The organism is Micromonospora sp. WMMD987, assembly GCF_029581435.1.
In the GTDB taxonomy this organism is placed as follows: Bacteria; Actinomycetota; Actinomycetes; order Mycobacteriales; family Micromonosporaceae; genus Micromonospora; species Micromonospora rifamycinica.
Genome location: NZ_CP120861.1, coordinates 6,342,659 through 6,363,695, shown reverse-complemented (window position 1 = coordinate 6,363,695; position 21,037 = coordinate 6,342,659). Strand labels below are relative to the sequence as shown.

Genomic DNA, 21,037 nt, shown 5'->3' with positions numbered 1-21,037 from the left:
GAGCCGGCCACCTCAGCCGGTGGCGGTCAGCGGACCACCCGGGCCGTCGAGGCGGTGCTCTCGTTCCACAGCCGGTCCAGGGCGGTCACCTGGTAGGTGTACGTCCGGCCCGGCTGGGCGGTGGCGTCCACCCAGGACTGCGACCGCCCCGGCGTGGCCCGGACGGTGCCGACGAGATGCGCCGCGTCGGCGCGGTCACACGCGTCGACCCGGCCGGTGCCGTCGACCCGGTAGACCGCGTACGACGTGGCGGTGCCGAGCGGACCTCTCCCGCCGGCCGGTTGACGCCAGCGCAGCCGTACCCCGTCGGTGGTCCGCTCGGCCCCGGTCAGCGCCGGGCGTAGCAGCGGCCCGGCCGGCAGGTGCGGCATGGGCGGCACCAGTGCCGGGCGGGAGTAGTGCGCGGTGGCGTAGGCGCTCGTCGCGCCGAGCCGGTCGGCCCGCACCTGGACGGCCGAGAAGTGCACGTTGCCGAGCACCTCCGGGTAGGACCGGTTGAGCGTCAGGTGGTTCGACAGTTCCTGCGGGTTCATCCAGTACGTGCCGTAGGCCGGGTCGCCGCTCTTGTAGTCCGCCTGGCCGATGTAGAGCTGCACCCGGGTGCCGCGTACGGTCTGCGCCCACCAGGGCACCAGCCGGGCGTAGTCGGCGGCCGGATACTGGCCGATGTACCAGTAGAGCTGCGGCACGATGTAGTCGATCCACTCCCGCAGGACCCACGTGCGGGTGTCGGCCGAGACGATGTCGTACGACTGGCTGCCGGTGGTGTCCGAGCCGTTCGGGTCGGCGCTGGCGTTGCGCCAGATGCCGAACGGGCTCACCCCGAACTTCACCCACGGCTTCGCCGCCCTGATCCGGGCACCCATCTCCTGGATGAGCAGGTCGATGTTGTCGCGTCGCCAGGCGGCCCGGTCGGTGAACCCCCGGTGGTACGCGGCGAACGTGGCGTCGTCGGGCACCGGGTAGGTGCCGCTCGGGTACGGGTAGAAGTAGTCGTCGAAGTGCACCCCGTCGATGTCGTACCGGGAGACCGCGTCCATCATCGCGGTCTGGACGAACGCGCGGACCTCCGGGACGCCCGGATCGTAGTAGAGCCGGCTGCCGGCGACACCGGCCGGCGGGTAGGCGAACGCCCACCCGGGGTGCTGCCGGGCCGGATGGTCCGGGGCGAGCTGCCCGAGATCCGCGCCCGCGCCGCCGGGAGCGGGCATGGAGATCCGGTACGGGTTGAACCAGGCGTGGAACTCCAGGTTCCGCCGGTGCGACTCGGCGACCAGGAAGGCCAACGGATCCCAGCCCGGGTCCTGCCCCCGTACCCCGGTCAGGTACTCCGACCACGGCTCGTACCGCGACGGCCAGAACGCGTCGGCGGTCGGGCGGACCTGCACCACCACCGCGTTGTGGTTCAGCCGCTGCGCCAGGTCGAGCCAGCCCCGGTACTCGGCCTGCTGGGCGGCGATCCGGTCCGGGGCGGTCCGGGAACCCGCGCTCGGCCAGTCGATGTTCACCACCGACGAGATCCACATGGCCCGGAACTGCCGCTTCGGCACCGCCGGATCGACCTCGCACGCCACCCCGCCGGCCCGGCCGCTGGCGGTGGCGCTGGCTCCGCTGCCGGCTGTGGTCCCGCCGGAGGAGGCGGCCCCGCCCGCAGTGGCCGCCGCGGCCGGACCGACGCCACCGAGCCCCGCGAGCAGAGCCAGCACCAGCCCCGCCACACCCGACCGGGTCACTCCCACGCCCCACATCCCTTCGTCAGCCCCACCCGTTCCCAGGTCCGCCCCGGGTCCGTGCCCGCGGGTGCGGTATTCATCGGGGTGGATGGAGTGCTGATGGGAAATTTTCATACCCGGGCGGGTTGGCGCAAGGGCGGACCGCGGGAGAGGTGGGTCCGGGAGCGGGCGGGGAGGGGTGGGGCGGAGCAGGTGGAGGAGGTGAGGGCGGGGGCGTGCGGAGAGGGGTCCGGTGGGTGACCGAAAGTGGTCAGTAGGAGGACTCAGGGTCAGGGAACCGGGGTGGGGCCGGGTGATTGGCGGGGGTCCGGGTTGGGTAGCAACGCCCGGCACCGGCCGCCAGCAGGGTGGTCGCGGTGGTGGGAGGGGTGAGCGCAGTGTCCGTGCTGCGAACCAAACCGATCAAGGACGTGGTTGCCCAGGGCAACGCCGACGGCAGTGACGGTGGCCCCGGCCTGAAACGGCGGCTGGGCGCACGGGACCTCACCGGATTCGGCATCGGCATCGTGATCGGCACCGGCATCTTCACCCTCACCGGCATCGAGGCGCGGGACAGCGCCGGGCCGGGCGTGGTGATCTCGTTCGGCATCGCCGGGGCGGTCGCCCTGCTCGCCGCGCTCTGCTACGCCGAGCTGGCGTCGAGCGTGCCGACCGCCGGCAGCGCCTACACCTACGCGTACGCCACGATGGGTGAGATCGTCGCCTGGATCATCGGCTGGGACCTGCTGCTGGAGTTCGCCCTCGGTGCGGCGGTGGTGGCCCGCGGCTGGTCCGGTTACCTGGCCGAGCTGTTCGGCCTGCCGAGCGCCTGGTTCGCCGAAGAGGGCAGCGTGGTCAACGTCGGCGCGATCGGCATCGTGCTGCTGCTCGGCGTGATCGCGATCTTCGGGATCCGGGAGTCCGCCCGGATCACCAACCTGCTGGTCGTGGTGAAGGTCGCGATCTGCGTCTTCGTCGTGGTCGCCGGGCTGTTCTTCGTGAAGGCCGCCAACCTCAGCCCGTTCATCCCGCCGGCCGAACCTGCCGGCGCGGGCGACGACGGGGTCAAGCAGCCGGTCATCCAGGCGCTGTTCGGGCTGGAGCCGTCCGTCTTCGGTTTCGTCGGGGTGCTCAGCGCCGCCGCCGTGGTCTTCTTCGCGTACACCGGGTTCGAGGCGGTGGCCAACCTGGGTGAGGAGACCCGGCGGCCCAAGCGGGACCTGACCCTGGGCCTGTTCGGCACCCTGTTGATCTCCACCGCGCTCTACGTCGGCGTCTCGCTGGTCGTGGTCGGCATGGTGCCGTACGGCGAGATCGACCGGGGTGCTCCGATCGCCGCGGCCTTCAACGCGGTCGGTGCGAGCTGGGCCGGGGTGCTCGTCTCCATCGCCGCCGTGGCCGGTCTGACCAGCGTGATCCTGGTGGACCTGGTGGCCATGGGCCGGATCGGCTTCGCGATCTCCCGGGACGGGCTGCTCCCGCCCTCGGTCGCCCGGATCCACCCGCGCTGGGGCACCCCGTACCGGATCTCCGCGCTGATGACCCTGGCGGTGGCGTTGCTCGCCGGCTTCCTGCCGCTGTCCGCGTTGGCCGACCTGGTGAGCGTCGGCGCGCTCTGCGCCTTCATGATCGTCTCGATCGCGGTGCCGATCCTGCGCCGTAAGCGCCCGGACCTCGAACGGCCGTTCCGGGTTCCGTTCTCCCCGGTGCTGCCGATCTTCACCGCGTTGGCCTGTCTCTACCTGACGCTCAACCTGTCGATCGAGACCTGGATCAGGTTCCTCATCTGGATGGCGCTCGGCGGGATCATCTACTTCTGCTACGGGTACCGCCGCAACCGCCTCGCCACCGGCGAAGCCGTCGAGGACCGCGACTCGGAGCCCACACCGGCCTGACCACCGACCGGGTGCCGGCCCTGTCGTTCCGCCGGCCGGCACCCGGGCTGTCGACCCCGGATGCCGGTCAGGGCAGGGGGGCGAACCGCAGCACGTTCCAGGAGACCGCCGGCAGGCGTACGGCGCAGCGGTCGCCGTCGACGGTGGCGGTGGGGAGTTCCCGGGGGGTCACCCGGTCGGGCTCGGCCTCGGTGTTGACCCCCTCCGGGTCGTCCCCGGCGGCGAGGCTGAGGTGCTGCACCGGGCGCAGCCCCGACAGGCCGCGCAGGTCGACCTCCAGCGGGAGGTCGTCGGTGCCCCGGTTGACGGCGAACACGGTCAGCCCGCCGGACTCCTCGTCGTGCAGCGCGACGGTGTCCAGCACCGGTACGTCGCCGTACCGCTTGGTCGGGTAGGTCGGCGAGACGGGCTCGGTGCGCAGCACGGTGCCCCTGGCGTACCGGGCGGTCAGCGCGAACGGGTGGAAGATGCTCTGCCGCCAGGCCGGCCCGCCGGTACGGGTCCGGATCGGGGCGATCACGTTGGCGAGCTGGGCCTGGGCGGCGACACCGACCCGGTCGGCGTGCCGGAGCAGGGTGATCAGCAGGTCGCCGACCACCACCGCGTCGACGGCGGTGTAGTCGTCCTCGAGCAGCTCCGGCGCCTCGACCCAGCCGCGCCCGTCCAGGTCGCCCTGGACGCGGGACTGGTACCAGACGTTCCACTCGTCGAAGGAGATCTTCAGCTTGCGGGTCTGGCGTAGCCGGGCGGCCACGTGGTCGGCGGTGGCGACCACCTCGCTGATGAAGGCGTCCATGTCGACGGCCGAGGCCAGCAGGCTGGCCCGGTCACCGTCGGTCGGGTCGTAGTAGGAGTGCGCGGAGATGTAGTCGACGTGCTCGTAGGTGTGTTCCAGCACGGTCGCCTCCCAGGAGGCGAAGGTGGGCATGCCCCGACCGGAGCTGCCGCAGGCGACCAGGCTGACCGAGGGGTCGATCAGCTTCATCGCCCGCGCGGTCTCGGCGGCGAGCCGGCCGTACTCCTCGGCGGTCTTGTGGCCGACCTGCCAGGGGCCGTCCAGCTCGTTGCCGAGGCACCACAGCCGGATCCCGTACGGCTGCTGCGCGCCGTGGGCGCGACGCAGGTCGGACAGCCGGGTGCCGCCCGGGTGGTTGGCGTACTCCAGCAGGTCGCACGCCTCCTGGACGCCCCGGGTGCCGAGGTTGACCGCCATCATCGGCTCGACCTGCGCGGCGGCGGCCCAGGCCATGAACTCGTCGAGGCCGAACGCGTTGGTCTCGATGGTCTTCCAGGCCAGGTCCAGCCGGCGGGGGCGGTCGTCGACCGGGCCGACGCCGTCCTCCCAGCGGTAGCCGGAGACGAAGTTGCCGCCGGGGTAACGGACCATCGAGACACCCAGCTCCCGGGTCAGCGCCAGCACGTCGCGCCGCAGGCCCAGCGGGTCGGCCTCGGGGTGGCCCGGCTCGTAGATGCCGCCGTACACGCAGCGTCCGAGGTGTTCGACGAAGGAGCCGAAGAGCCGTCGGTCCACGGCTCCGATCGCGAAGGCCGGGTCGATCGTCAACCGGGCTGTACGCACGGGGGTGCCACCTTTCCTCGCCCTGCTCCGTGACGGCGGTCACGCCGCCACCCGTGTTTCTACAACGTTGTAACCAACGTTGTAAAGGGCTCGTCCGGCGCGCGATAGAGTCCGGAGTCGGAAGCGGGAGGTGACCGATCGTGCGGCACAGACTGAAGGATGTGGCCGAACGGGCCGGGGTGTCGGTCAAGACCGTGTCGAACGTAGTCAACGGCTACCAGCACGTACGACCGGACACCCGGGCGCGGGTCGAGGCGGCCATCGCCGAACTCCGCTACCGGCCCAACCTGTCCGCCCGCAACCTGCGCAAGGGGCGTACCGGCGTGATCGCCCTCGCCGTCCCGGAGCTGGACATCCCGTACTTCGCCGAGCTGGCCCGGCACGTGGTCGCCGCCGCCGCCGACCACGGCTGGACCGTGCTCATCGACCAGACCGGCGGCGGCCCCGAGCGGGAACGGGTCGCCGCCGCCGGCATCGGCGACCACATGATCGACGGTCTGATCTTCAGCCCGTTGTCCCTGACCGCCGACGATCTCACCGGCCTGGACGGCCTGCCGATGGTGCTGCTCGGTGAGCGGGTGGACCACGGCACCGCCGACCACGTGGTGATCGACAACGTGACCGCCGCCCGCGAGATGACCGCCCACCTGGTCAGCCTCGGCCGTCGCCGGATCGCCGCCGTCGGCGCGCAGCACACCCCCGAGGGTGCCGGTGCCCGCCTCCGGCTGGCCGGCTACACCGCCGCCCTGGCCGAGGCCGGTCTCGGGTACGACGAGCGCCTGGTCGCCGCCACCCCGGCCTGGCACCGCGCCGACGGGGCCGCCGCCATGCGTCACCTGCTCGCCTCCGGAGCCCGCCCGGACGCGGTCTTCTGTTTCAACGACACCCTCGCCCTCGGCGCGCTCCGCGCCCTGCACGAGGCGGGGCTCCGGATCCCCGCCGACGTCGCCGTCGCCGGCTTCGACGACATCGAGGACGGGCGGTTCAGCGTGCCCACCCTGACCACCGTCGCCCCGGACAAGGAACGGATCGCCCGGCTCGCGGTCGACCTGCTCGCCGGCCGGCTGGCCGGCGACCGGGACGCGCCCCCACGGGAACTCACCGCCCCGCACCGCCTGACCCCCCGCGAGAGCACCACCTGACCCCGGCGGCCGCCGTTGCGTCGGAGCGGTCGGGTCGTCGGCACCCCCGACCGGTAGTCAGTCGAAGAAGCGGGCCAGGTGGGCCGGGGCGACCGGTGGCGCGTCGGCGGGCAGCGGGGTGAGGTCGGCGAAGATGGACGCGCCGTCGCAGCCGGCGTGCAGCGGATACCAGCGCGGGGTACCCGGCGGGCGCTGGCCGCAGACCCCCTTGATCGTCTGTACGTCCAGCAGCCGGACGTGGGTCGGGTCGGCCACCGCGTTCACGTGCCCCCACCAGGGGCTCATCACGTGCAGCACCCCGCCCGGTCGGAGCACCCGGTGACACTCGTCCAGCAGCGGCAGGAAGTCGATCAGGTGCTCCAGGATGTGCACGGTGAAGATGACGTCGACGGAGGCGTCGGCCAGCGGCAGCGACCCGGACAGGTCCGCCACCGCGTCCACCCCGGGCGCCGGGAAGATGTCCAGCCCCAGGCTCGTCGGGTACTGCTTCTGGCCGCCGCAGCCCAGGTCCACCACCACCGGATCCCGACCGGCGACCCGTACCCGCCCCCACACGCCGTACACCCCGGCGAGCCGGCCGACCAGCTCGCGCACCAGCCGCAACTGACCCGGCTCGGCCACCTCCCCGGCGAGGTGGGCGACCCCCCGGTCGAACCGCACCTCGACGGCGAGTCCGCGTAACCGCTCGTCGTGGCGGGCCTGCTCGGCCCAGGCCGCGTCGAGGAACCCGTCGAGCGCCCGCAGCCGTTCGGCCGAGGGCGGTGCCTGCGCCAACGCGACCATGGCCACCTCCCGCCGGCCGTTACCCGCTCTCCGGCCCGGCACACCACCCGACCGGGGTGTCACCCGTTACGGGCCAGCCGCCAGCCGCCAGCCGCCAGCCGCCAGCCGCCAGCGGTCAGCGGTCAGCGGTGAGGCGGTCAGCCGTCAGCGGTCAGCCGCCGACCGGCGCGGGCCGACGGTCAGCCGCCGACCGGGGGCGCCACTCGCTGCGGGCCGGTTGGTCAGCCACCGTTGCGGCGGATCGACCGGCCGGCACCCCGGCTGCGCTGCCGGGGTGCGCCGGCCACCTTCGGCCGCTTGAGGTGGTAGCGGTGCAGCTCGTTGTGGCCCGCCAGGGACGGGTCCTCACTCATCCCGACGAGTTCCCACCCCTGGTCGCCGGCCCGGTTCAGGTGGGCCAGCGCGGTGTCCCCGTAGGCGGTCACGTCGATCATCGAGCCGTCGGGGCCGTACCAGACGAAGACGACCTCCCAGCTGAGGTCGGAGGCGGTCGGCTGGCGACGCCGTACCAGCAGCGCGTACTCCCACTTGAGCATGACCCATTGTCATCCCGTCGCTGCCGGACGGCGCGGATCAGTCCTCGGCGATCCGCCCGTCGGCGACCCGCAGCCGCCGGTCGACGCTGACCGCCTCCAGCATCCGACGGTCGTGGGTGACCAGCAGCAACGTCCCCGGATAGCCGGCCAACGCCGACTCCAACTGCTCGATGGCCGGCAGGTCGAGGTGGTTGGTCGGCTCGTCCAGGACCAGCAGGTTGACCCCCCGGCCCTGGAGCAGCGCGAGCGCCGCCCGGGTCCGTTCGCCCGGCGACAGCGTCGCCGCCGGCCGCAGCACGTGCGCGGCCCGCAGGCCGAACTTGGCCAGCAGCGTCCGCGCGTCTGCCGGCGTCATCTCGGGTACGGCGGCCCCGAACGCCTCCAGCAGCGGCTGGTCGCCGAGGAACAGCCCCCGGGCCTGGTCGACCTCGCCGACCACCACCCCGGGGCCGAGCGCGGCGTGCCCGGCGTCGAGCGGCAGCCGACCCAGCAGCGCGCCGAGCAGGGTGGTCTTGCCGGAGCCGTTCGGGCCGGTGATCGCCACCCGGTCGGCCCAGCCGATCTGGAGGTTCACCGGCCCGAGGGTGAAGTCGCCCCGACGGACCACCGCGTCGCGCAGCGAGGCCACCACCGCACCGGCCCGGGGCGCGGCGGCGATCTCCATCCGTAGTTCCCACTCCTTGCGCGGCTCCTCGACCACGTCGAGGCGTTCGATCAGCCGCTCGGTCTGCTTGGCCTTGGCCGCCTGCTTCTCCGTCGCCTCGGCCCGGAACTTCCGGCCGATCTTGTCGTTGTCGGTGGCCTTGCGGCGGGCGTTCTTCACGCCCTTCTCCATCCAGGCCCGCTGGGTGCGGGCCCGGGCCTCCAACGCGGCCCGGGTGTCGGCGTACTCCTCGAAGTCGGCGCGGGCGTGCCGGCGGGCCACCTCCCGCTCCTCCAGGTAGGCGCGGTAGCCGCCGCCGTAGTGCCGGGTCTGCTGCTGCGCCAGGTCGAGTTCGAGCACCCGGGTCACCGTCCGGGTGAGGAACTCCCGGTCGTGGCTGACCAGCACCGTCCCGGCACGCAGCCCGGTGACAAACTGTTCCAGCCGGTCCAGACCGGCCAGGTCCAGGTCGTTGGTGGGCTCGTCGAGCAGGAAGACGTCGTAGCGGCTGAGCAGCAGCGAGGCCAGCCCGGCGCGGGCCGCCTGGCCGCCGGAGAGGGCGGTCATCGGGTGGTCCAGCTCGACGGTGAGCCCCAGTTCGGCGGCGACCTGGGCGGCGCGTTCGTCCAGGTCCGCGCCGCCCAGGTCGAGCCACCGCTCCAGTGCCCCGGCGTACGCGTCGTCGGCCCCGGCCGTGCCGGCGGTGAGCGCGTCGGTGGCGGCGTCCAGGGCCGCCTGCGCGCCGGTCACCCCGGTCCGACGGGCCAGGAAGTCGCGGACCGTCTCGCCCGTCCGCCGCTCCGGCTCCTGCGGCAGGTAGCCCACCGAGGCACCCGGCGGGCTCACCGAGACGTTGCCCTCCTCCACGCCCTGCAACCCGGCCAGCGTCCGCAGCAGCGTGGACTTTCCCGCTCCGTTGACGCCCACCAGCCCCACCACGTCACCGGGGGCGACCACCAGGTCGAGGTCACTGAAGAGCGTCCGCTCCCCGTGCCCGGCGGCGAGTCCTTTGACGATCATCGTGGCGCTCATGAGGCCCCGAGCCTATCGCCCGCCGGTCCGGGTGCGGACGCCGCGCGGCCCGCCCTGCTGCTGTCCCGGCCACCGGCTCGCGGTCTGTGCTGACTGGGTCGTGGTCTGTGGCGGCCGGTTCGCGGCCTGTGCTGGCTGGGTCGTGGTGTGCGCCGGCTCGGTCGTGGTGTGCGCCGGCTCGGTCGTGGTGTGCGCCGGCTCGGTCGTGGTGTGCGCCGGCTCGGTCGTGGTGTGTGGTGGCTGGCCGGTTCGCGGTGGGTGGATGCGGTGGCCGTGGGATTCCGGTCGTGGCCGGCAGCCGACGGGCACGGTCGTCCGTGCCGCCGTCGTGGTGGACGGCCCGGAAGCGCAGCTCGGCATCGTGGCCGGCAGCCGACGGGCACGGTGGTCCGTGCTCCAGATTGTGGAGAGTTCTTGCGGCTATGGCGACAACAACTCTCCACAAACCCGCACACCGCCGCCTGTCACCTCTGCCGTCGGGTCTTCCGGGCCGGAAAGCCGGGTCGGTGGTCGGGGTCGGGTTGCCGGGTCGGTGGTCGGGTTGGGACTGGCCCGGGGGCGGTGGGTGGGCTCGATGGGTGGGGTGGGCTGGCGTGGGGTCGGTGGGCGGCCCGGTGGCCGGGATCGGGCTGGCCGGTCCCGGTCGGCGAAAGGTGGGGGAGGGGCGGGAGGAACGGGGGCGGGTGGGGCAAGGTGGGGGTGTGGGATTGACGTTCGCGGTTGACTGCGGGGGCGGCGGCATCAAGGGCTCGGTGCTGGACGGGGACGGCACCCTGCGGGCACCGGTGATCCGGGTCGACACCCCGTACCCGTTGCCGCCCGGGCTGTTCGTCAAGACGCTGGTGGAGCTGGCCGGGCGGTTGCCCCGGGCGGACCGGGTGACGGTGGGGATGCCGGGCATGATCCGGCACGGGGTGGTGGTGGCGACGCCGCACTACGTGACCCGGTCCGGGCCGCGTAGCCGGGTCGACCCGGACCTGCTCGCCGAGTGGTCCGGGTACGACGCCCGCCGGGCGGTCACCGAGGCGTTCGGGATGCCGGCGCTGGTGCTCAACGACGCCGAGGTGCACGGTGCCGGGGTGGTCGCCGGAACCGGCTGCGAGCTGGTGCTGACCCTCGGCACCGGGCTGGGCAGCGCGCTCTTCGACGGTGGGCGGCTCGCCCCGCACCTGGAGCTGTCGCACGCCCCGGTCCGCTGGGGCACCACCTACGACACGTACGTCGGGGAGCCGGAGCGGCGGCGGCTCGGCGACGCCTTCTGGTCCCGGCGGATCCGGCAGGTGGTGGACGGGCTGCGCCCGGTGTTCCGCTGGGACCGGCTCTACCTCGGCGGCGGCAACTCGCGGCTGATCCGCCCCGAGCAGGTGGCCCGGATGGGCGACGACGTGGTGATCGTGCCGAACACGGCCGGGATCGTCGGTGGGGTGCGGGCCTGGCAGTTGACCGGCGAACGGGACGATCCGGCCTCCTGAGCCACAAGTCCACCCCCAGGAACACTCGCGGTACGCCCGGTGTTGTGCCAGCGTCGGAGCAATGACGACGTGACGCGAGGGGGTGGGTCGGGATGGATCTTCTGGCGGAGTACCGGCGGGCGACCATGTACTTCGAGATGGGTGACCCGAGCGGAGCGGTCCGGCTGCTGGAGCCGATCGTGGCGGCCGAGCCCGGCAACTCCTCCGTACGTCAGCTGCTGGCCCGGGCGTACTTCCAGACCGCCCAGCTCGGCCGCGCCGAGGAGCAGTTGCGGGAGCTGGTCGACCGCGATCCCAGTGACCACTACGCCCACCACGTGCTGGGTCGGACGCTGGAGCGGCTGAACCGCTACCCGGACGCGCTGCGGCACCTGCGCATCGCGGCGGCCATGCACTCGGCCAACGACGACTACGTGACCGCGCTGCGCCGGGTGGAGAGCCGGGTCGGCAACGGCCGCTGAGTCCCTGATCGCGCCGGGCCGGGGGAGGGCTTCTACTCTTCTCCCGGCCCGGTTCTGCGTCTCGTCCAGGCCAGGAACCTGTCGAACAGCTCCGCCGGGGCCGGGACGGCGTTCGGGTTGAGGGTGACCAGGTCGCCGGTGGCGTCGAACAGCCGCCCGGCCATGTAGACGGACAGCCCGACGCGGTCCCGCCGGTAGTCCCTGGTCAGCATCAGCCGGGCGGGCTGACACGGCCACGGCGCGGCACACACCCGGCACAACCAGAGGGGCCGCATCGGTACGTGTGGCCGCACGGCCCCGCCAGGGCGGGCGTGGACCGGCGAGGCGTTCGAGCTTCGTTGCGTTTCGGTGCCGAACCGGTCACGCGGTCTGCTGGGACTGCTCCGGCTGAGGTCCATCGAATTCTCCGTGGCGTCGGCCACCAGCGCGTGGGCCGAGGGGGTCGCGGGGGACTGCTGTGACATCACCCCAGCGTGTTGGCCCGCTCGCCGCTTGTCAAGGTGCAAGGGTGCGTTAGGCAAGGTGTAGTTCGGCTAGCTGCGGTTTGACCACTGGCGGTCTGGCTACTCTCGCGCCGTGCCACGCCATCTCTACGGGGCAGGCGAGATCACGACGCGGCTCGGCGTCAGCCGACAACGAGCGCGCCAGATCATCGACCGGCCCGACTTCCCCCAGCCGTACGACCGGCTCGGGATGGGTGCTGTGTGGCTCAAGGCAGAGGTCGAGGCGTGGATTCGTGAACACCGCCCCCACCTCGGCGAGGCAGACGACGAGGAACAGCTCGCCTGACTCCAGTACGCCGGGCAGCTATCTGGCTGACCACTCGTCACAGAGAGTGGCCAGCCCGCCCGGTAGCCTCCGTTCATGGGCCGGCATCTCATGGGCGCGTACGAGATCCGGATGAGGCTGGGCGTGAGCAGGCAACGCGTCGAGCAGTTGATGAAGCGCCCCGACTGGCCGAAGCCCTATGAGACGCTCGCCACCGGTCGGATCTGGCGTACCGAGGACATCGAGGCCTGGATCCGCGAGTACCGGCCGAACCTGCCCGACGAAGCCTGAGCCTCGCTCCGACGCGTGCCGGCCTACGATGGGCCTGCCATGGCGGCTGCGCAGGTGGGGGAGGCGGGATGAAGCTCAAGCTGGACCTGCACGACATCTTCAACAAGGGTCACGACATCGACCGTGCCCTGCGCGGGATCATGGACGAGGCGGTGGCGAAGAAGGCCACCCTGGTCGAGATCATCCCTGGCAAGGGGTCCGGCCAGCTCAAGAAGAAGGTGCTGCGCTTCCTCGACCAGAAGGACGTCAAGCAGCTCTACCACCGGGTCGAGAAGGACTCCAAGAACTTCGGCCGCCTCTTCGTCCACTTCCGCTGGAAGTGACGTGCCCTAGAAAGACCGGTACACCTCTCTGCGATGGGCGATTCGCACGACGGCGATCAGCACCTGGTCTCCAGGATCAGGTAGATGACCCGAAAATCACCTACCCGGATTCGCCCCTTGGTATCTCCGCCGGAGAGCTTCACGCAGCCGGTGGGTCGAGGGTCAACTCGCCAGCTGATCGATCGCGGAACCGATCCGGACCTGGGTGGTGCGATCCAGCTTGGCCAGCTCGCGCGCCGCAGCATTGGTGAGCTCGATCTTCCATGTCACAGGTCGAGCTCCCGCTTGACCGTGCTCCACGGCTGTGTCGACTCACCAGCACGCATCGACGCCAGTGCGTCGTCGCATGCCTGGGCGTCCTCCTCGTTGATCGCCTGTTCGATGATCTCGTCAAGCTGGCGCAAGCTGCTCACGAGCCGAGGCGCGTAGAGCGTCCGTCCGGTTCGGGTTTCTGGCTATCCCTTCCAGATACTGTCTGATCTTCTCCAGCCCCTGCGGATCGAGCGCCGTCGGTGGCCCGATCGCCGCCACCCGCTGCCCCTGGTGGCTGAGGTAGACGACGTTGCCCTCCTCAGCCGCCTCGACAGCTTCAGACGGCGGACCGGCATGAGGCGGAACCTCATACTCGAACGCGTGTGCGGCGGTCATGGAGGTCACGGTAACGCTGGACGGTCCCGGAGCCGGACAACCAGCTGAGGCTGTGTCGGCCCGAAATCCCTAGGAAGGTGAGTCAGCCCGGCTGGTGACCCGCGCCCGATCACGATGCCCGGTCAGAGGTCCAGGACGGCGACCGTCTCCCCTTCGCTCTGCTCGCCCGTCGGCCGAAAGCCCAGCTTCAGATAGAAGCCCTCCGCCCCACCTTCCCGGGGCACCCAGGTGACGTACGCCCGGTCGCCGCCCCGGGCGCGGATCTCCGCGCACACCGCCTCGACGGCGAACCGCCCGTAACCCTTCCCCTGGGCGTCGGCGGCGATGTTGAGTCGCCAGAGGCCGGACCGGACGTCCTCGGGGTTGTCGCCCCACGCGTAGTCGAGGAAGGCCATCAGGAAGCCGACCAGCCGGTCGCCGTCGAAGATCAGCCTCGGCCAGGCGATGTCCGGGAAGACGTACGCCTCGGCCAGGGACTTGACCACCGGTCCGACCAGATCCTCCTGGTCGGGGCGTACCGACAGCTTGAGCGCCGCCTCGTAGTTCTCCGGGGTGACCTTCTCCAGCCGCATCCTGCGGACCGTAGTCCGCCCCGCCGGTCCGGGCGACCGGTTATCCATGGCCACGGATGACCGACCGCCTCCGGCCACGTCGTCAGAGCGGGTAGGTGCGGGCGACCGCCAGCATCTCCGAGGTGTGCGAGCCGACCACCCCCACCCCCGCCGGCCGCTTCCGGAACCCCGGCAGAGCCTCCAGCCCGTCACTGGCGTCCATCGCCCGCAACGCGACCTGCCCGGCCCGGGGTCGTACGGTCAGGGTGATCTCGACGCCCTCCGCAGGCGGGGCGTGGAAGACGATCCCGAAGCCCCACCGGTCCAGCGACGCCTCCTCGACGGTCAGTTGCCGTCCGACCGGCACCTCCCGGCCGGCCACCTCGGCCCGGGTCACCTCGGCGGTGTTCGCATCCACGTGCAGGGTGGCCAGCCGGACGGTGCGCTGGGGGAGCAGCCGCAGGCGCAGGGTGCGCAGTCCGCCGGCGGTGGTGTCCGCCAGCACCTGCACCGTCGGCGCGGGCAGGTTCGCCGCCGGGGCCACCCCGGTAAATACCGACTCCCTACCCAGGCCGGGAAATGCTGCGCCCAGGTACTCGGTGAAGTGCGAACCGGCGTGTTCCTTGGTCCACGGCTGAGGTTCCTCCTCCCGGGTGATCCACTGCGCCTCGTTGGTGTCGGCGTCCAGGGCGTACATCAAATGGGTGGGAACGGGGTGGTCGGCGTCGAAACGGTCGACCGCCAGGCCGACCCCGGCGAACACCGTGGCGGCGAGCGCGGCGGCGACGGCCGGCAGCGCGCCGAGCCGGCGCGCCCGGGCGGCGACCGGGCCGGGCTCGCCGCCGGGGGCCGGGTCGCGCTCGTCGCCGGCGACCGGGCCGCGCTGGCCGCTGGCCGCCGGGTGCAGCAGGTCGAGCACCGGCAGCGCGGCCAGCCCGAGCAGCACCGCGAACAGCGCCGCCACCCCGCCCATCGCCATCCCCAGCGCGGGGAAGAGCAGCACCACGGTGGGCAGCAGGATCACCACGGCGACCGCGCCGGCCAGGGTGACCGCGACCACCGGCCACGGGCCGTCGATCCGGGTACGCAGCGCCACCAGGCCGGCGAGCGCGCCGGCCAGCGCCGGCAGGGTGACCAGGTAGGCCCCGCCGGGCACCAGCGCCGCCAGCACCAGCCCGAGCAGGGCCAGCCAGCCCAGCCCGCCGACGGCCAGCGCCGCCGGGCCGACCCGGCGGCGGGCCAGCGCGTACCAGGCGAGCAGGATCGCGGCGGCGAGCGCCCCCACCGCCAGCCGGTACCAGACCGGCCGGTACGGGTCGAGCAGCTCGGCGTAGCCGGGGCGCAGCGCGGTGATCCCCGCCCAGAGCAGTTGGGCGGCGAGCGGCGCGGCCACGATCGGCACCAGCGCCAGCCCGAACCCGGCGACCAGCCGGCCGGTGCCGGCCCGGCCGGTACGCCGGACCAGCCAGCCCAGCGCCAGCACCCCGAGCACCGCCAGGGCGGCCAGCGGCCAGGTCAACCAGCCGGGGTAGCGGACCAGCCCGCCCGGCACCGGGAAGTAGGTGGCGTCGTGGCCGGACCGCAACGCCGTCAGGTCGGTGCGGCCGAACTCCCGGGCCAGGCCGAGCGCGTTGTCACCGTGCATCTGGAGGCTGCCCCGGTCCATCGCCGCCGGGGTGTCCAGCGGGGTGTGGTAGATCGCGCCCCCGTCGATGTACGCCGAGTTCAACCCGACGAAGTCGTGGTCGAGGAAGGCGGTGAAGTCGGTGTCGTTGGGCAGCGCCCGGTAGATCTCCACCGCGAACGAGGTGCCCACCGGGTGCGGTGCGCCCCGGCCGAAGGCGGCCACCAGACCGGCGTTGTCCCGGGACGTCTCGAACATGATCACCGGCCCGGTGGAGCCCCGGGCCTCCAGGTTGAGCACCACCCCGCCGTCGGCGGCGAGCGGGTGGCTCGCCGCGAACGCCGCCGCCCCGCACAGGCACGCCTCCTCGGCGTCGGTCAGCACGAACACCACGTCGTTGCGGAGCCGAGGGCCGGCGGCCAGCGCGCGGGCCACCTCCAGCACGGTGGAGGTGCCGGCCGCGTCGTCGTTGCCACCCGGGCCGGTCTGCACCGAGTCGTAGTGCGCCACCAGGAAGACCCGGCCGGTGGAGGCGGTGCCGGGCAGCCGGGCCACCACGTTGCGGACCCGGGCGACGGTGGCCCCGCCGGCCGCCCCGCTGAGCTGCCCGGCCTCCGGGGCGACGGTGTCCTGCACCTCGGTCTGAAGGCCCAGCCCGCGCAGCGTCCCGACCAGGTGCTCACGGACCTGGTCGTTGACGGCGCTACCGGCCGGGTGCGGTCGGGTCGCCACCGTCTGCACGGTCCGGTAGGCCCGCCCGGCGCTGAACTCGTCGGCCGGGGCGTCCGCCGGCCGGGGCGTCGGGGTGGCCAGGGTGACCAGCATCGCGGCACCCACCGCGACCAGCGCCAACAGGGCGGCCAGGGCGGCGAGCGGGCGACGCGGGGGCCGGGTCAGCGCCCGGTCGGCGGCGGAGGCGGGGGGTACGCCCACGGGGAACTCCTCGGAGGTGGTGCGGGGGTGGGCATCATCCTGCCCCGGCCGGGAAGGAGCGGGGGCGTACCGGGACCGAACCGTGACGCGCGGGGCTGACCGGACGCTCATCCGGTGACGGCCTTGCCCGGGTACGCCCTGGACCGGGCGGACCGTGTTGTGTGCGACCGTTGTCTAATACAGGATCAGCAGGGCACTCGGAAGGAGCCCGACATCACCAGCGAACTCCCGCGTCTCGCGGCGGTGACCCGGTCGCACCGGGGGCCCGGCCTGGCCGGGCCCTCCGTCGCGCCGTACCCGCACGGCGGGCTCGGGCACAACCCCAACCTGCCGCCGGGTGAACGGCTGCGGGTGCTGCTGGTCGAGGACGACGAGGGCGACGCCTTCCTGGTCGGTGAGCTGCTCGCCGAGACCAACTCGATGATCGACCTGCTGGTCGCCACCAGTCTCAGCGAGGCCCGGAAGCGGATCGTCGGGGTCGACTGCGTCCTGCTCGACCTCGGGTTGCCCGACGCGCAGGGCCTGGACGGCCTGCGCCGGGTGCTGGAGATGTCCAGCGGCGCGGCGGTCTGCGTGCTGACCGGCCGCTCCGACGAGCACCTCGGCATCGTCGCGGTCGCCGAGGGCGCCCAGGACTACCTGGTCAAGGGGCAGGTCGACGGGGTTCTGCTGACCCGCGCCCTGCGGTACGCGGTGGAACGCAAGCGGGCCGACGAGAACGCCCGTCGGCTGCGCGAGGTCGAGCTGCGCCAGGCCGAGTCGGCCCGGCTGGAACGGGGCCTGCTGCCCCAGCCGCTGATGACCACCGACGAGGTGGCGGTGCACACCTTCTACCGGCCGGGCCGGCACGCGGCGCTGATCGGCGGGGACTTCTTCGACGTGGTGCAGACCCGGCCGGACCGGGTCGATCTGATCGTCGGCGACGTCTGCGGGCACGGCGTGGACGAGGCCGCCCTCGGCGTCGAGCTGCGGGTGGCCTGGCGGGCGCTGATCCTGGCCGGGGTGCCCGACGACGAGGTGCTGCCGGCCCTGGAGCAGGTGCTGATGAGCGAGCGCCGGCTCCAGGAGATCTTCGCCACCGTCGCCACCGCCCGGCTCGACCTGGCCGCCAACCGGGCCACCGTCCGGCTGGCCGGCCACCCGCCGCCGCTGCTGCTGTCCGGCGGCAAGGTCGCGCCGGTCCCGGCCCGGGGTGGCCTGCTGCTCGGCGTACGACCCCGCCGTCCCGTCGCGTTCGACCTGGAGTTCGACACCGATGACTGGTCCCTGTTGATGTACACCGACGGCCTGATCGAGGGGCGGGTGGGTGACGGCGACGACCGGTTGGACGTCGACGGGCTCACCGGCCTGCTCCAGGAGCGGGCCAACCACGCCGTGCCGCTGTCGGAGCTGCCCGCCTGGCTGGTCGGTCGGGCCGAGCAGATCAACGGTGGGCCGCTCGCCGACGACGTGGCCATGCTGCTGGTCACCCGGGGCGGTGGCCGGTGAACACGTACCGTCGGGGGTGGACCCTGCGTCGTCGGGTGCTGGCGCTGCTGGCCGTGGTGGGCCTGCTGCTGATCGGGCTGGCCGTGGCCGAGGCGGCGGTGGCGGCGAAGAACCGCGCCTACACCGACACGCTGCTCACCCGGACGGGTCCGCTGCGGGTGCAGGGGCAGGAGCTGCTCAACGTGCTGCTCGACCAGGAGACCGGCGTCCGCGGGTACGCGGTCAGCGGCAACCGCGCCGACCTGGCCCCGTACGAGCAGGGGGTGCGGCAGGAGCGCGACGTGTCCGCCACGATCGCCGACCTGGGCCGTGACTACCCGGCGATCATGGATGCGCTGCGCACGGCGCAGCAGCAGGCGGCGGACTGGCGGCGGACGGTGGCCGAGCCGGTGATCGCGACGACCGGGAGCAGCGGCACGGCCGCCGGCCAGGCGTTGATCACCGCCCAGGCGCGGCAGCAGTTCGACCAGATCCGGGCGTCGGTGGGTGACCTCCAGACGGCGATCCTGGCCGAGCGGGAGAAGGGCGCCCGGGACATCGAGCGCACCGGCAACATGCTGGTGATGCTGCTGATCGTCGCGGCGGTGGTGGTGGTCATCGCCGGCACCCTGATGCTGCTCTCCCTGGAGCGGATGGTGATCCGGCCGCTGACCGGCCTGGCCCAGCAGGTGCGGGAGGTCGCCGCCGGTGACTACCAGCACCACATCGCCGGGTCGGGGCCGCCGGAGTTCCGCCGGCTCGCCGACGACGTGGACGTGATGCGGCAGAAGATCGCCAAGGACCTGGCCGAGGTGCGGGCCGCCCGGGAGAACATCGAGTGGGTCAACAACCAGTTGCAGAAGCAGGCCGAGGAGCTGACCCGCTCCAACCGTGACCTGGAGCAGTTCGCCTACGTCGCCTCGCACGACCTCCAGGAGCCGCTGCGCAAGGTGGCCAGCTTCTGCCAGCTGCTCCAGCGCCGGTACGCCGGGCAGCTCGACGAGCGGGCCGACCAGTACATCGCGTTCGCGGTGGACGGCGCGCAACGGATGCAGCGCCTGATCAACGACCTGTTGGCGTTCTCCCGGATCGGCCGGCTCACCACCGGCTTCGTCGACGTCGACCTGAACCGGGTGATGGCCGACGTGGCCAGCCAGACCGAGCCGGGCCGCCAGTACGCCGACGCCGAGCTGACCTGGAGCGAGCTGCCGGTGATCCGGGGTGAGGAGCCGCTGCTCACCAACCTGCTGGTCAACCTGGTCAGCAACTCGGTGAAGTTCCGCCGCCCGGACGTCCCGCCCAGGGTGCGGGTCTCGGCCCGGCTGGTCGACGCCGAGTGGGAGATCACCTGCCAGGACAACGGCATCGGCATCGAGCCCGAGTTCGCCGACAAGATCTTCGTGATCTTCCAGCGGCTGCACGCCAAGGACGCCTACCCGGGGACGGGTATCGGCCTGGCCATCGTCAAGAAGATCGTCGAGTACCACGGCGGTCGGGTCTGGGTGGACACCGACCAGGCCGAGGGGACCGCGATCCGGTTCACCCTGCCGGCCCGCCCGGAGGACGTCGAGGCGGCGAAGGCGACCGCCGACGCGGACGCCACGGCCGACGCGACCGCCCCGACCGACGGGGACGGCACCACGACGACGGGGACGGACGACCCGGCGACGACCGGCCCGGACGACCCGGCGACGAGCGACCGCCCGGTCGGGGAGCCGCCGGTGCCGGTCGGTGAGGTCGCCGGGGACGGGCCGACGGTCGGGCGGCAGCCGGCCGGCGGGCGACACGAGGACCCACCCGGCGGGCCGCCGGGGCAAGGCACCACGGGTGGTACGAAGGAGAGGGTCGGATGACCGCGCCGGCGGACGGCAAGAGCCCGATCGAGGTCCTGCTGGTCGAGGACGATCCGGGTGACGTGCTGATGACCCAGGAGGCGTTCGAGGAGCACAAGCTGCGCAACCGGCTGACCGTCGTCTCCGACGGCGCCGAGGCGCTGGCCTACCTGCGGCGCGAGGGCCGGTACGCGGACGCGGTGACCCCGGACCTGATCCTGCTCGACCTGAACCTGCCGCGCCGGGACGGCCGGGAGGTGCTGGAGGAGATCAAGAACGACGAGCAGCTCCGCCGCATCCCGGTGGTGGTGCTCACCACCTCCCAGGCCGACGAGGACATCCTGCGCAGCTACCAGCTGCACGCCAACGCCTACGTGACCAAGCCGGTGGACTTCGAGCGCTTCATCTCGGTGGTCCGTCAGATCGACGAGTTCTTCGTCAGCGTGGTCAAGCTGCCGCCGCGTGGCTGACCACCTGCTCGTCGACGTCGACACGCTGCTGCGGGAGACCGCGGCGGACGTGGTGCTGCCGCTGTTCCGCCGGCTCGACGACGCCGACGTCACCGAGAAGGCACCGGGTGACCTGGTCACCATCGCCGACCAGCGGGCCGAGGAGCGGATCTCGGCCGAGCTGCGTCGGCTGCTGCCGGGGTCGCTGGTCGTCGGCGAGGAGGCGGTGGCCGAGGACGGGTCGCTGCTGCGGCACCTGCGCGACGGCGGTGACGTGTGGGTGGTCGACCCGGTCGACGGCACGGGCAACTTCGCCGCCGGTCGCCGGCCGTTCGCGCTGATGGTGGCCCTGCTCCGGGCGGGCGAGCCGACCGCCTCGTGGGTGTTCGACCCGCTGGCCGGGACGATGGCCGTGGCCCGCGCCGGGGACGGCACCCGGCTGGACGGCCGACCGGTGCGGGCCGCTGCCGCCGTCGCGCCCGGCCGGCTGCGCGGCACCGCGATGGTCCAGTACCTGCCGCAGGCCACCCGGGACCGGGTGGCGGCCGGCGAGGGCCGGATCGGGGAGCTGCTGCCCGGCCAGCACTGCGCCGGCCGGGAGTACCTCGACCTGCTCACCGGGGACCAGCAGTTCGTCATGTTCTGGCGCACCCTGCCCTGGGACCATGCGCCCGGTGCGCTGCTGGTCCGCGAGGCGGGCGGGGTGGCCCGGCGGTTCGACGGCACCGAGTACCACCCGGCCGACGACGGCCCGGGGCTGCTGGTCGCCGTGGACGAGCAGACCTGGCACGAGGTCCGGACCGCCCTGCTCGGCGACTGACGGCCACCTCCCGCCGAACCGGCGGTGCCGGCGGTGGACCGCCCCGACCCGGCCGGGGCGGCGGGCCGTGGTGCCG

The 21,037-nt window shown here is 72.9% G+C and carries 21 protein-coding genes; 11 read left to right on the top strand and 10 right to left on the bottom strand.

The window, feature by feature from the left end:
- Positions 1 to 26: 26 nt before the first annotated feature.
- On the bottom strand, positions 27 to 1,526 hold the full coding sequence (locus O7612_RS27105) for a family 10 glycosylhydrolase (protein WP_282274068.1): 1,500 nt from the start codon (positions 1,524 to 1,526) through the stop codon (positions 27 to 29).
- A 584-nt stretch (positions 1,527 to 2,110) separates the two neighbouring features.
- On the opposite strand from O7612_RS27105, the gene O7612_RS27100 reads away from it, so the two are divergent.
- Positions 2,111 to 3,607, top strand: coding sequence for an amino acid permease (locus O7612_RS27100; protein WP_348774312.1), 1,497 nt, complete (start codon positions 2,111 to 2,113; stop codon positions 3,605 to 3,607).
- Between the two features lie 67 nt (positions 3,608 to 3,674).
- On the opposite strand, the gene O7612_RS27095 is transcribed toward O7612_RS27100, so the two are convergent.
- Positions 3,675 to 5,186, bottom strand: coding sequence for an alpha-N-arabinofuranosidase (locus O7612_RS27095; protein ID WP_282268523.1), 1,512 nt, complete (start codon positions 5,184 to 5,186; stop codon positions 3,675 to 3,677).
- Between the two features lie 140 nt (positions 5,187 to 5,326).
- Here O7612_RS27095 and O7612_RS27090 point away from each other — a divergent pair, with 140 nt between their 5' ends.
- A complete protein-coding gene (locus tag O7612_RS27090) occupies positions 5,327 to 6,328 on the top strand; it encodes a LacI family DNA-binding transcriptional regulator (protein WP_282268522.1) in 1,002 nt (333 codons plus the stop codon).
- 57 nt (positions 6,329 to 6,385) lie between these two features.
- Here the strand turns inward: O7612_RS27090 and O7612_RS27085 are convergent, their stop codons facing one another.
- From O7612_RS27085 to O7612_RS27075, 3 genes are all read right to left on the bottom strand, one after another.
- The gene (locus tag O7612_RS27085; RefSeq protein ID WP_282268521.1) at positions 6,386 to 7,111 is read right to left on the bottom strand and encodes a methyltransferase domain-containing protein; all 726 of its coding nucleotides are present in this window, start codon (positions 7,109 to 7,111) and stop codon (positions 6,386 to 6,388) included.
- A 221-nt stretch (positions 7,112 to 7,332) separates the two neighbouring features.
- Positions 7,333 to 7,647, bottom strand: coding sequence for a hypothetical protein (locus O7612_RS27080; protein WP_282268519.1), 315 nt, complete (start codon positions 7,645 to 7,647; stop codon positions 7,333 to 7,335).
- 37 nt (positions 7,648 to 7,684) lie between these two features.
- Positions 7,685 to 9,322 (bottom strand): ABC-F family ATP-binding cassette domain-containing protein, encoded by a 1,638-nt coding sequence (locus tag O7612_RS27075; protein ID WP_282268517.1) that lies wholly within the window; start codon positions 9,320 to 9,322, stop codon positions 7,685 to 7,687.
- A gap of 701 nt (positions 9,323 to 10,023) precedes the next feature.
- Between O7612_RS27075 and O7612_RS27070 the strand changes: the two genes are divergently transcribed.
- Entirely contained in the window at positions 10,024 to 10,794 is a 771-nt protein-coding gene (locus tag O7612_RS27070) for an ROK family protein (RefSeq protein ID WP_282268516.1), read from the top strand.
- Positions 10,795 to 10,886: 92 nt separating this feature from the next.
- Positions 10,887 to 11,255: a tetratricopeptide repeat protein gene (locus O7612_RS27065; protein WP_282268514.1), complete on the top strand. Its 369-nt coding sequence runs from the start codon at positions 10,887 to 10,889 to the stop codon at positions 11,253 to 11,255.
- Between the two features lie 32 nt (positions 11,256 to 11,287).
- Here the strand turns inward: O7612_RS27065 and O7612_RS27060 are convergent, their stop codons facing one another.
- The gene (locus tag O7612_RS27060) at positions 11,288 to 11,467 is read right to left on the bottom strand and encodes a hypothetical protein (protein ID WP_282268512.1); all 180 of its coding nucleotides are present in this window, start codon (positions 11,465 to 11,467) and stop codon (positions 11,288 to 11,290) included.
- 364 nt (positions 11,468 to 11,831) lie between these two features.
- Here O7612_RS27060 and O7612_RS27055 point away from each other — a divergent pair, with 364 nt between their 5' ends.
- The 3 genes from O7612_RS27055 (at position 11,832) to O7612_RS27045 (ending at position 12,637) form a co-directional block, all read left to right on the top strand.
- Positions 11,832 to 12,044 carry a DNA-binding protein gene (locus O7612_RS27055; RefSeq protein WP_282268510.1) on the top strand — a complete coding sequence of 71 codons (213 nt, stop codon included), beginning with the start codon at positions 11,832 to 11,834 and terminating at the stop codon, positions 12,042 to 12,044.
- Positions 12,045 to 12,119: 75 nt separating this feature from the next.
- The gene (locus O7612_RS27050; RefSeq protein ID WP_282268508.1) at positions 12,120 to 12,314 is read left to right on the top strand and encodes a DNA-binding protein; all 195 of its coding nucleotides are present in this window, start codon (positions 12,120 to 12,122) and stop codon (positions 12,312 to 12,314) included.
- Between the two features lie 68 nt (positions 12,315 to 12,382).
- Positions 12,383 to 12,637 carry a Smr/MutS family protein gene (locus O7612_RS27045; RefSeq protein ID WP_067315484.1) on the top strand — a complete coding sequence of 85 codons (255 nt, stop codon included), beginning with the start codon at positions 12,383 to 12,385 and terminating at the stop codon, positions 12,635 to 12,637.
- A gap of 266 nt (positions 12,638 to 12,903) precedes the next feature.
- On the opposite strand, the gene O7612_RS27040 is transcribed toward O7612_RS27045, so the two are convergent.
- From O7612_RS27040 to O7612_RS27025, 4 genes are all read right to left on the bottom strand, one after another.
- Complete coding sequence (locus O7612_RS27040) at positions 12,904 to 13,050, bottom strand: hypothetical protein (RefSeq protein WP_282268506.1); 147 nt, start codon at positions 13,048 to 13,050, stop codon at positions 12,904 to 12,906.
- Positions 13,028 to 13,285 carry a hypothetical protein gene (locus tag O7612_RS27035; protein ID WP_282268505.1) on the bottom strand — a complete coding sequence of 86 codons (258 nt, stop codon included), beginning with the start codon at positions 13,283 to 13,285 and terminating at the stop codon, positions 13,028 to 13,030. The genes O7612_RS27040 and O7612_RS27035 overlap by 23 nt, the downstream gene beginning before the upstream one ends.
- A 122-nt stretch (positions 13,286 to 13,407) precedes the next feature.
- The gene (locus O7612_RS27030; RefSeq protein WP_282268503.1) at positions 13,408 to 13,857 is read right to left on the bottom strand and encodes a GNAT family N-acetyltransferase; all 450 of its coding nucleotides are present in this window, start codon (positions 13,855 to 13,857) and stop codon (positions 13,408 to 13,410) included.
- Positions 13,858 to 13,939: 82 nt separating this feature from the next.
- Positions 13,940 to 16,393: a M28 family peptidase gene (locus tag O7612_RS27025; RefSeq protein ID WP_282268501.1), complete on the bottom strand. Its 2,454-nt coding sequence runs from the start codon at positions 16,391 to 16,393 to the stop codon at positions 13,940 to 13,942.
- A 243-nt stretch (positions 16,394 to 16,636) separates the two neighbouring features.
- On the opposite strand from O7612_RS27025, the gene O7612_RS27020 reads away from it, so the two are divergent.
- Genes O7612_RS27020 through O7612_RS27005 form a run of 4 tightly spaced genes read left to right on the top strand, consistent with a single transcriptional unit; the run spans position 16,637 to position 20,961 of the window.
- Positions 16,637 to 17,881 carry a fused response regulator/phosphatase gene (locus O7612_RS27020; RefSeq protein ID WP_282268499.1) on the top strand — a complete coding sequence of 415 codons (1,245 nt, stop codon included), beginning with the start codon at positions 16,637 to 16,639 and terminating at the stop codon, positions 17,879 to 17,881.
- Positions 17,878 to 19,713: a sensor histidine kinase gene (locus O7612_RS27015; protein ID WP_282268497.1), complete on the top strand. Its 1,836-nt coding sequence runs from the start codon at positions 17,878 to 17,880 to the stop codon at positions 19,711 to 19,713. Before O7612_RS27020 ends, O7612_RS27015 begins: the two co-directional genes overlap by 4 nt.
- On the top strand, positions 19,710 to 20,162 hold the full coding sequence (locus O7612_RS27010) for a response regulator (RefSeq protein WP_067310481.1): 453 nt from the start codon (positions 19,710 to 19,712) through the stop codon (positions 20,160 to 20,162). The genes O7612_RS27015 and O7612_RS27010 overlap by 4 nt, the downstream gene beginning before the upstream one ends.
- On the top strand, positions 20,155 to 20,961 hold the full coding sequence (locus O7612_RS27005) for an inositol monophosphatase family protein (RefSeq protein WP_282268493.1): 807 nt from the start codon (positions 20,155 to 20,157) through the stop codon (positions 20,959 to 20,961). The genes O7612_RS27010 and O7612_RS27005 overlap by 8 nt, the downstream gene beginning before the upstream one ends.
- Positions 20,962 to 21,037 lie beyond the last annotated feature (76 nt).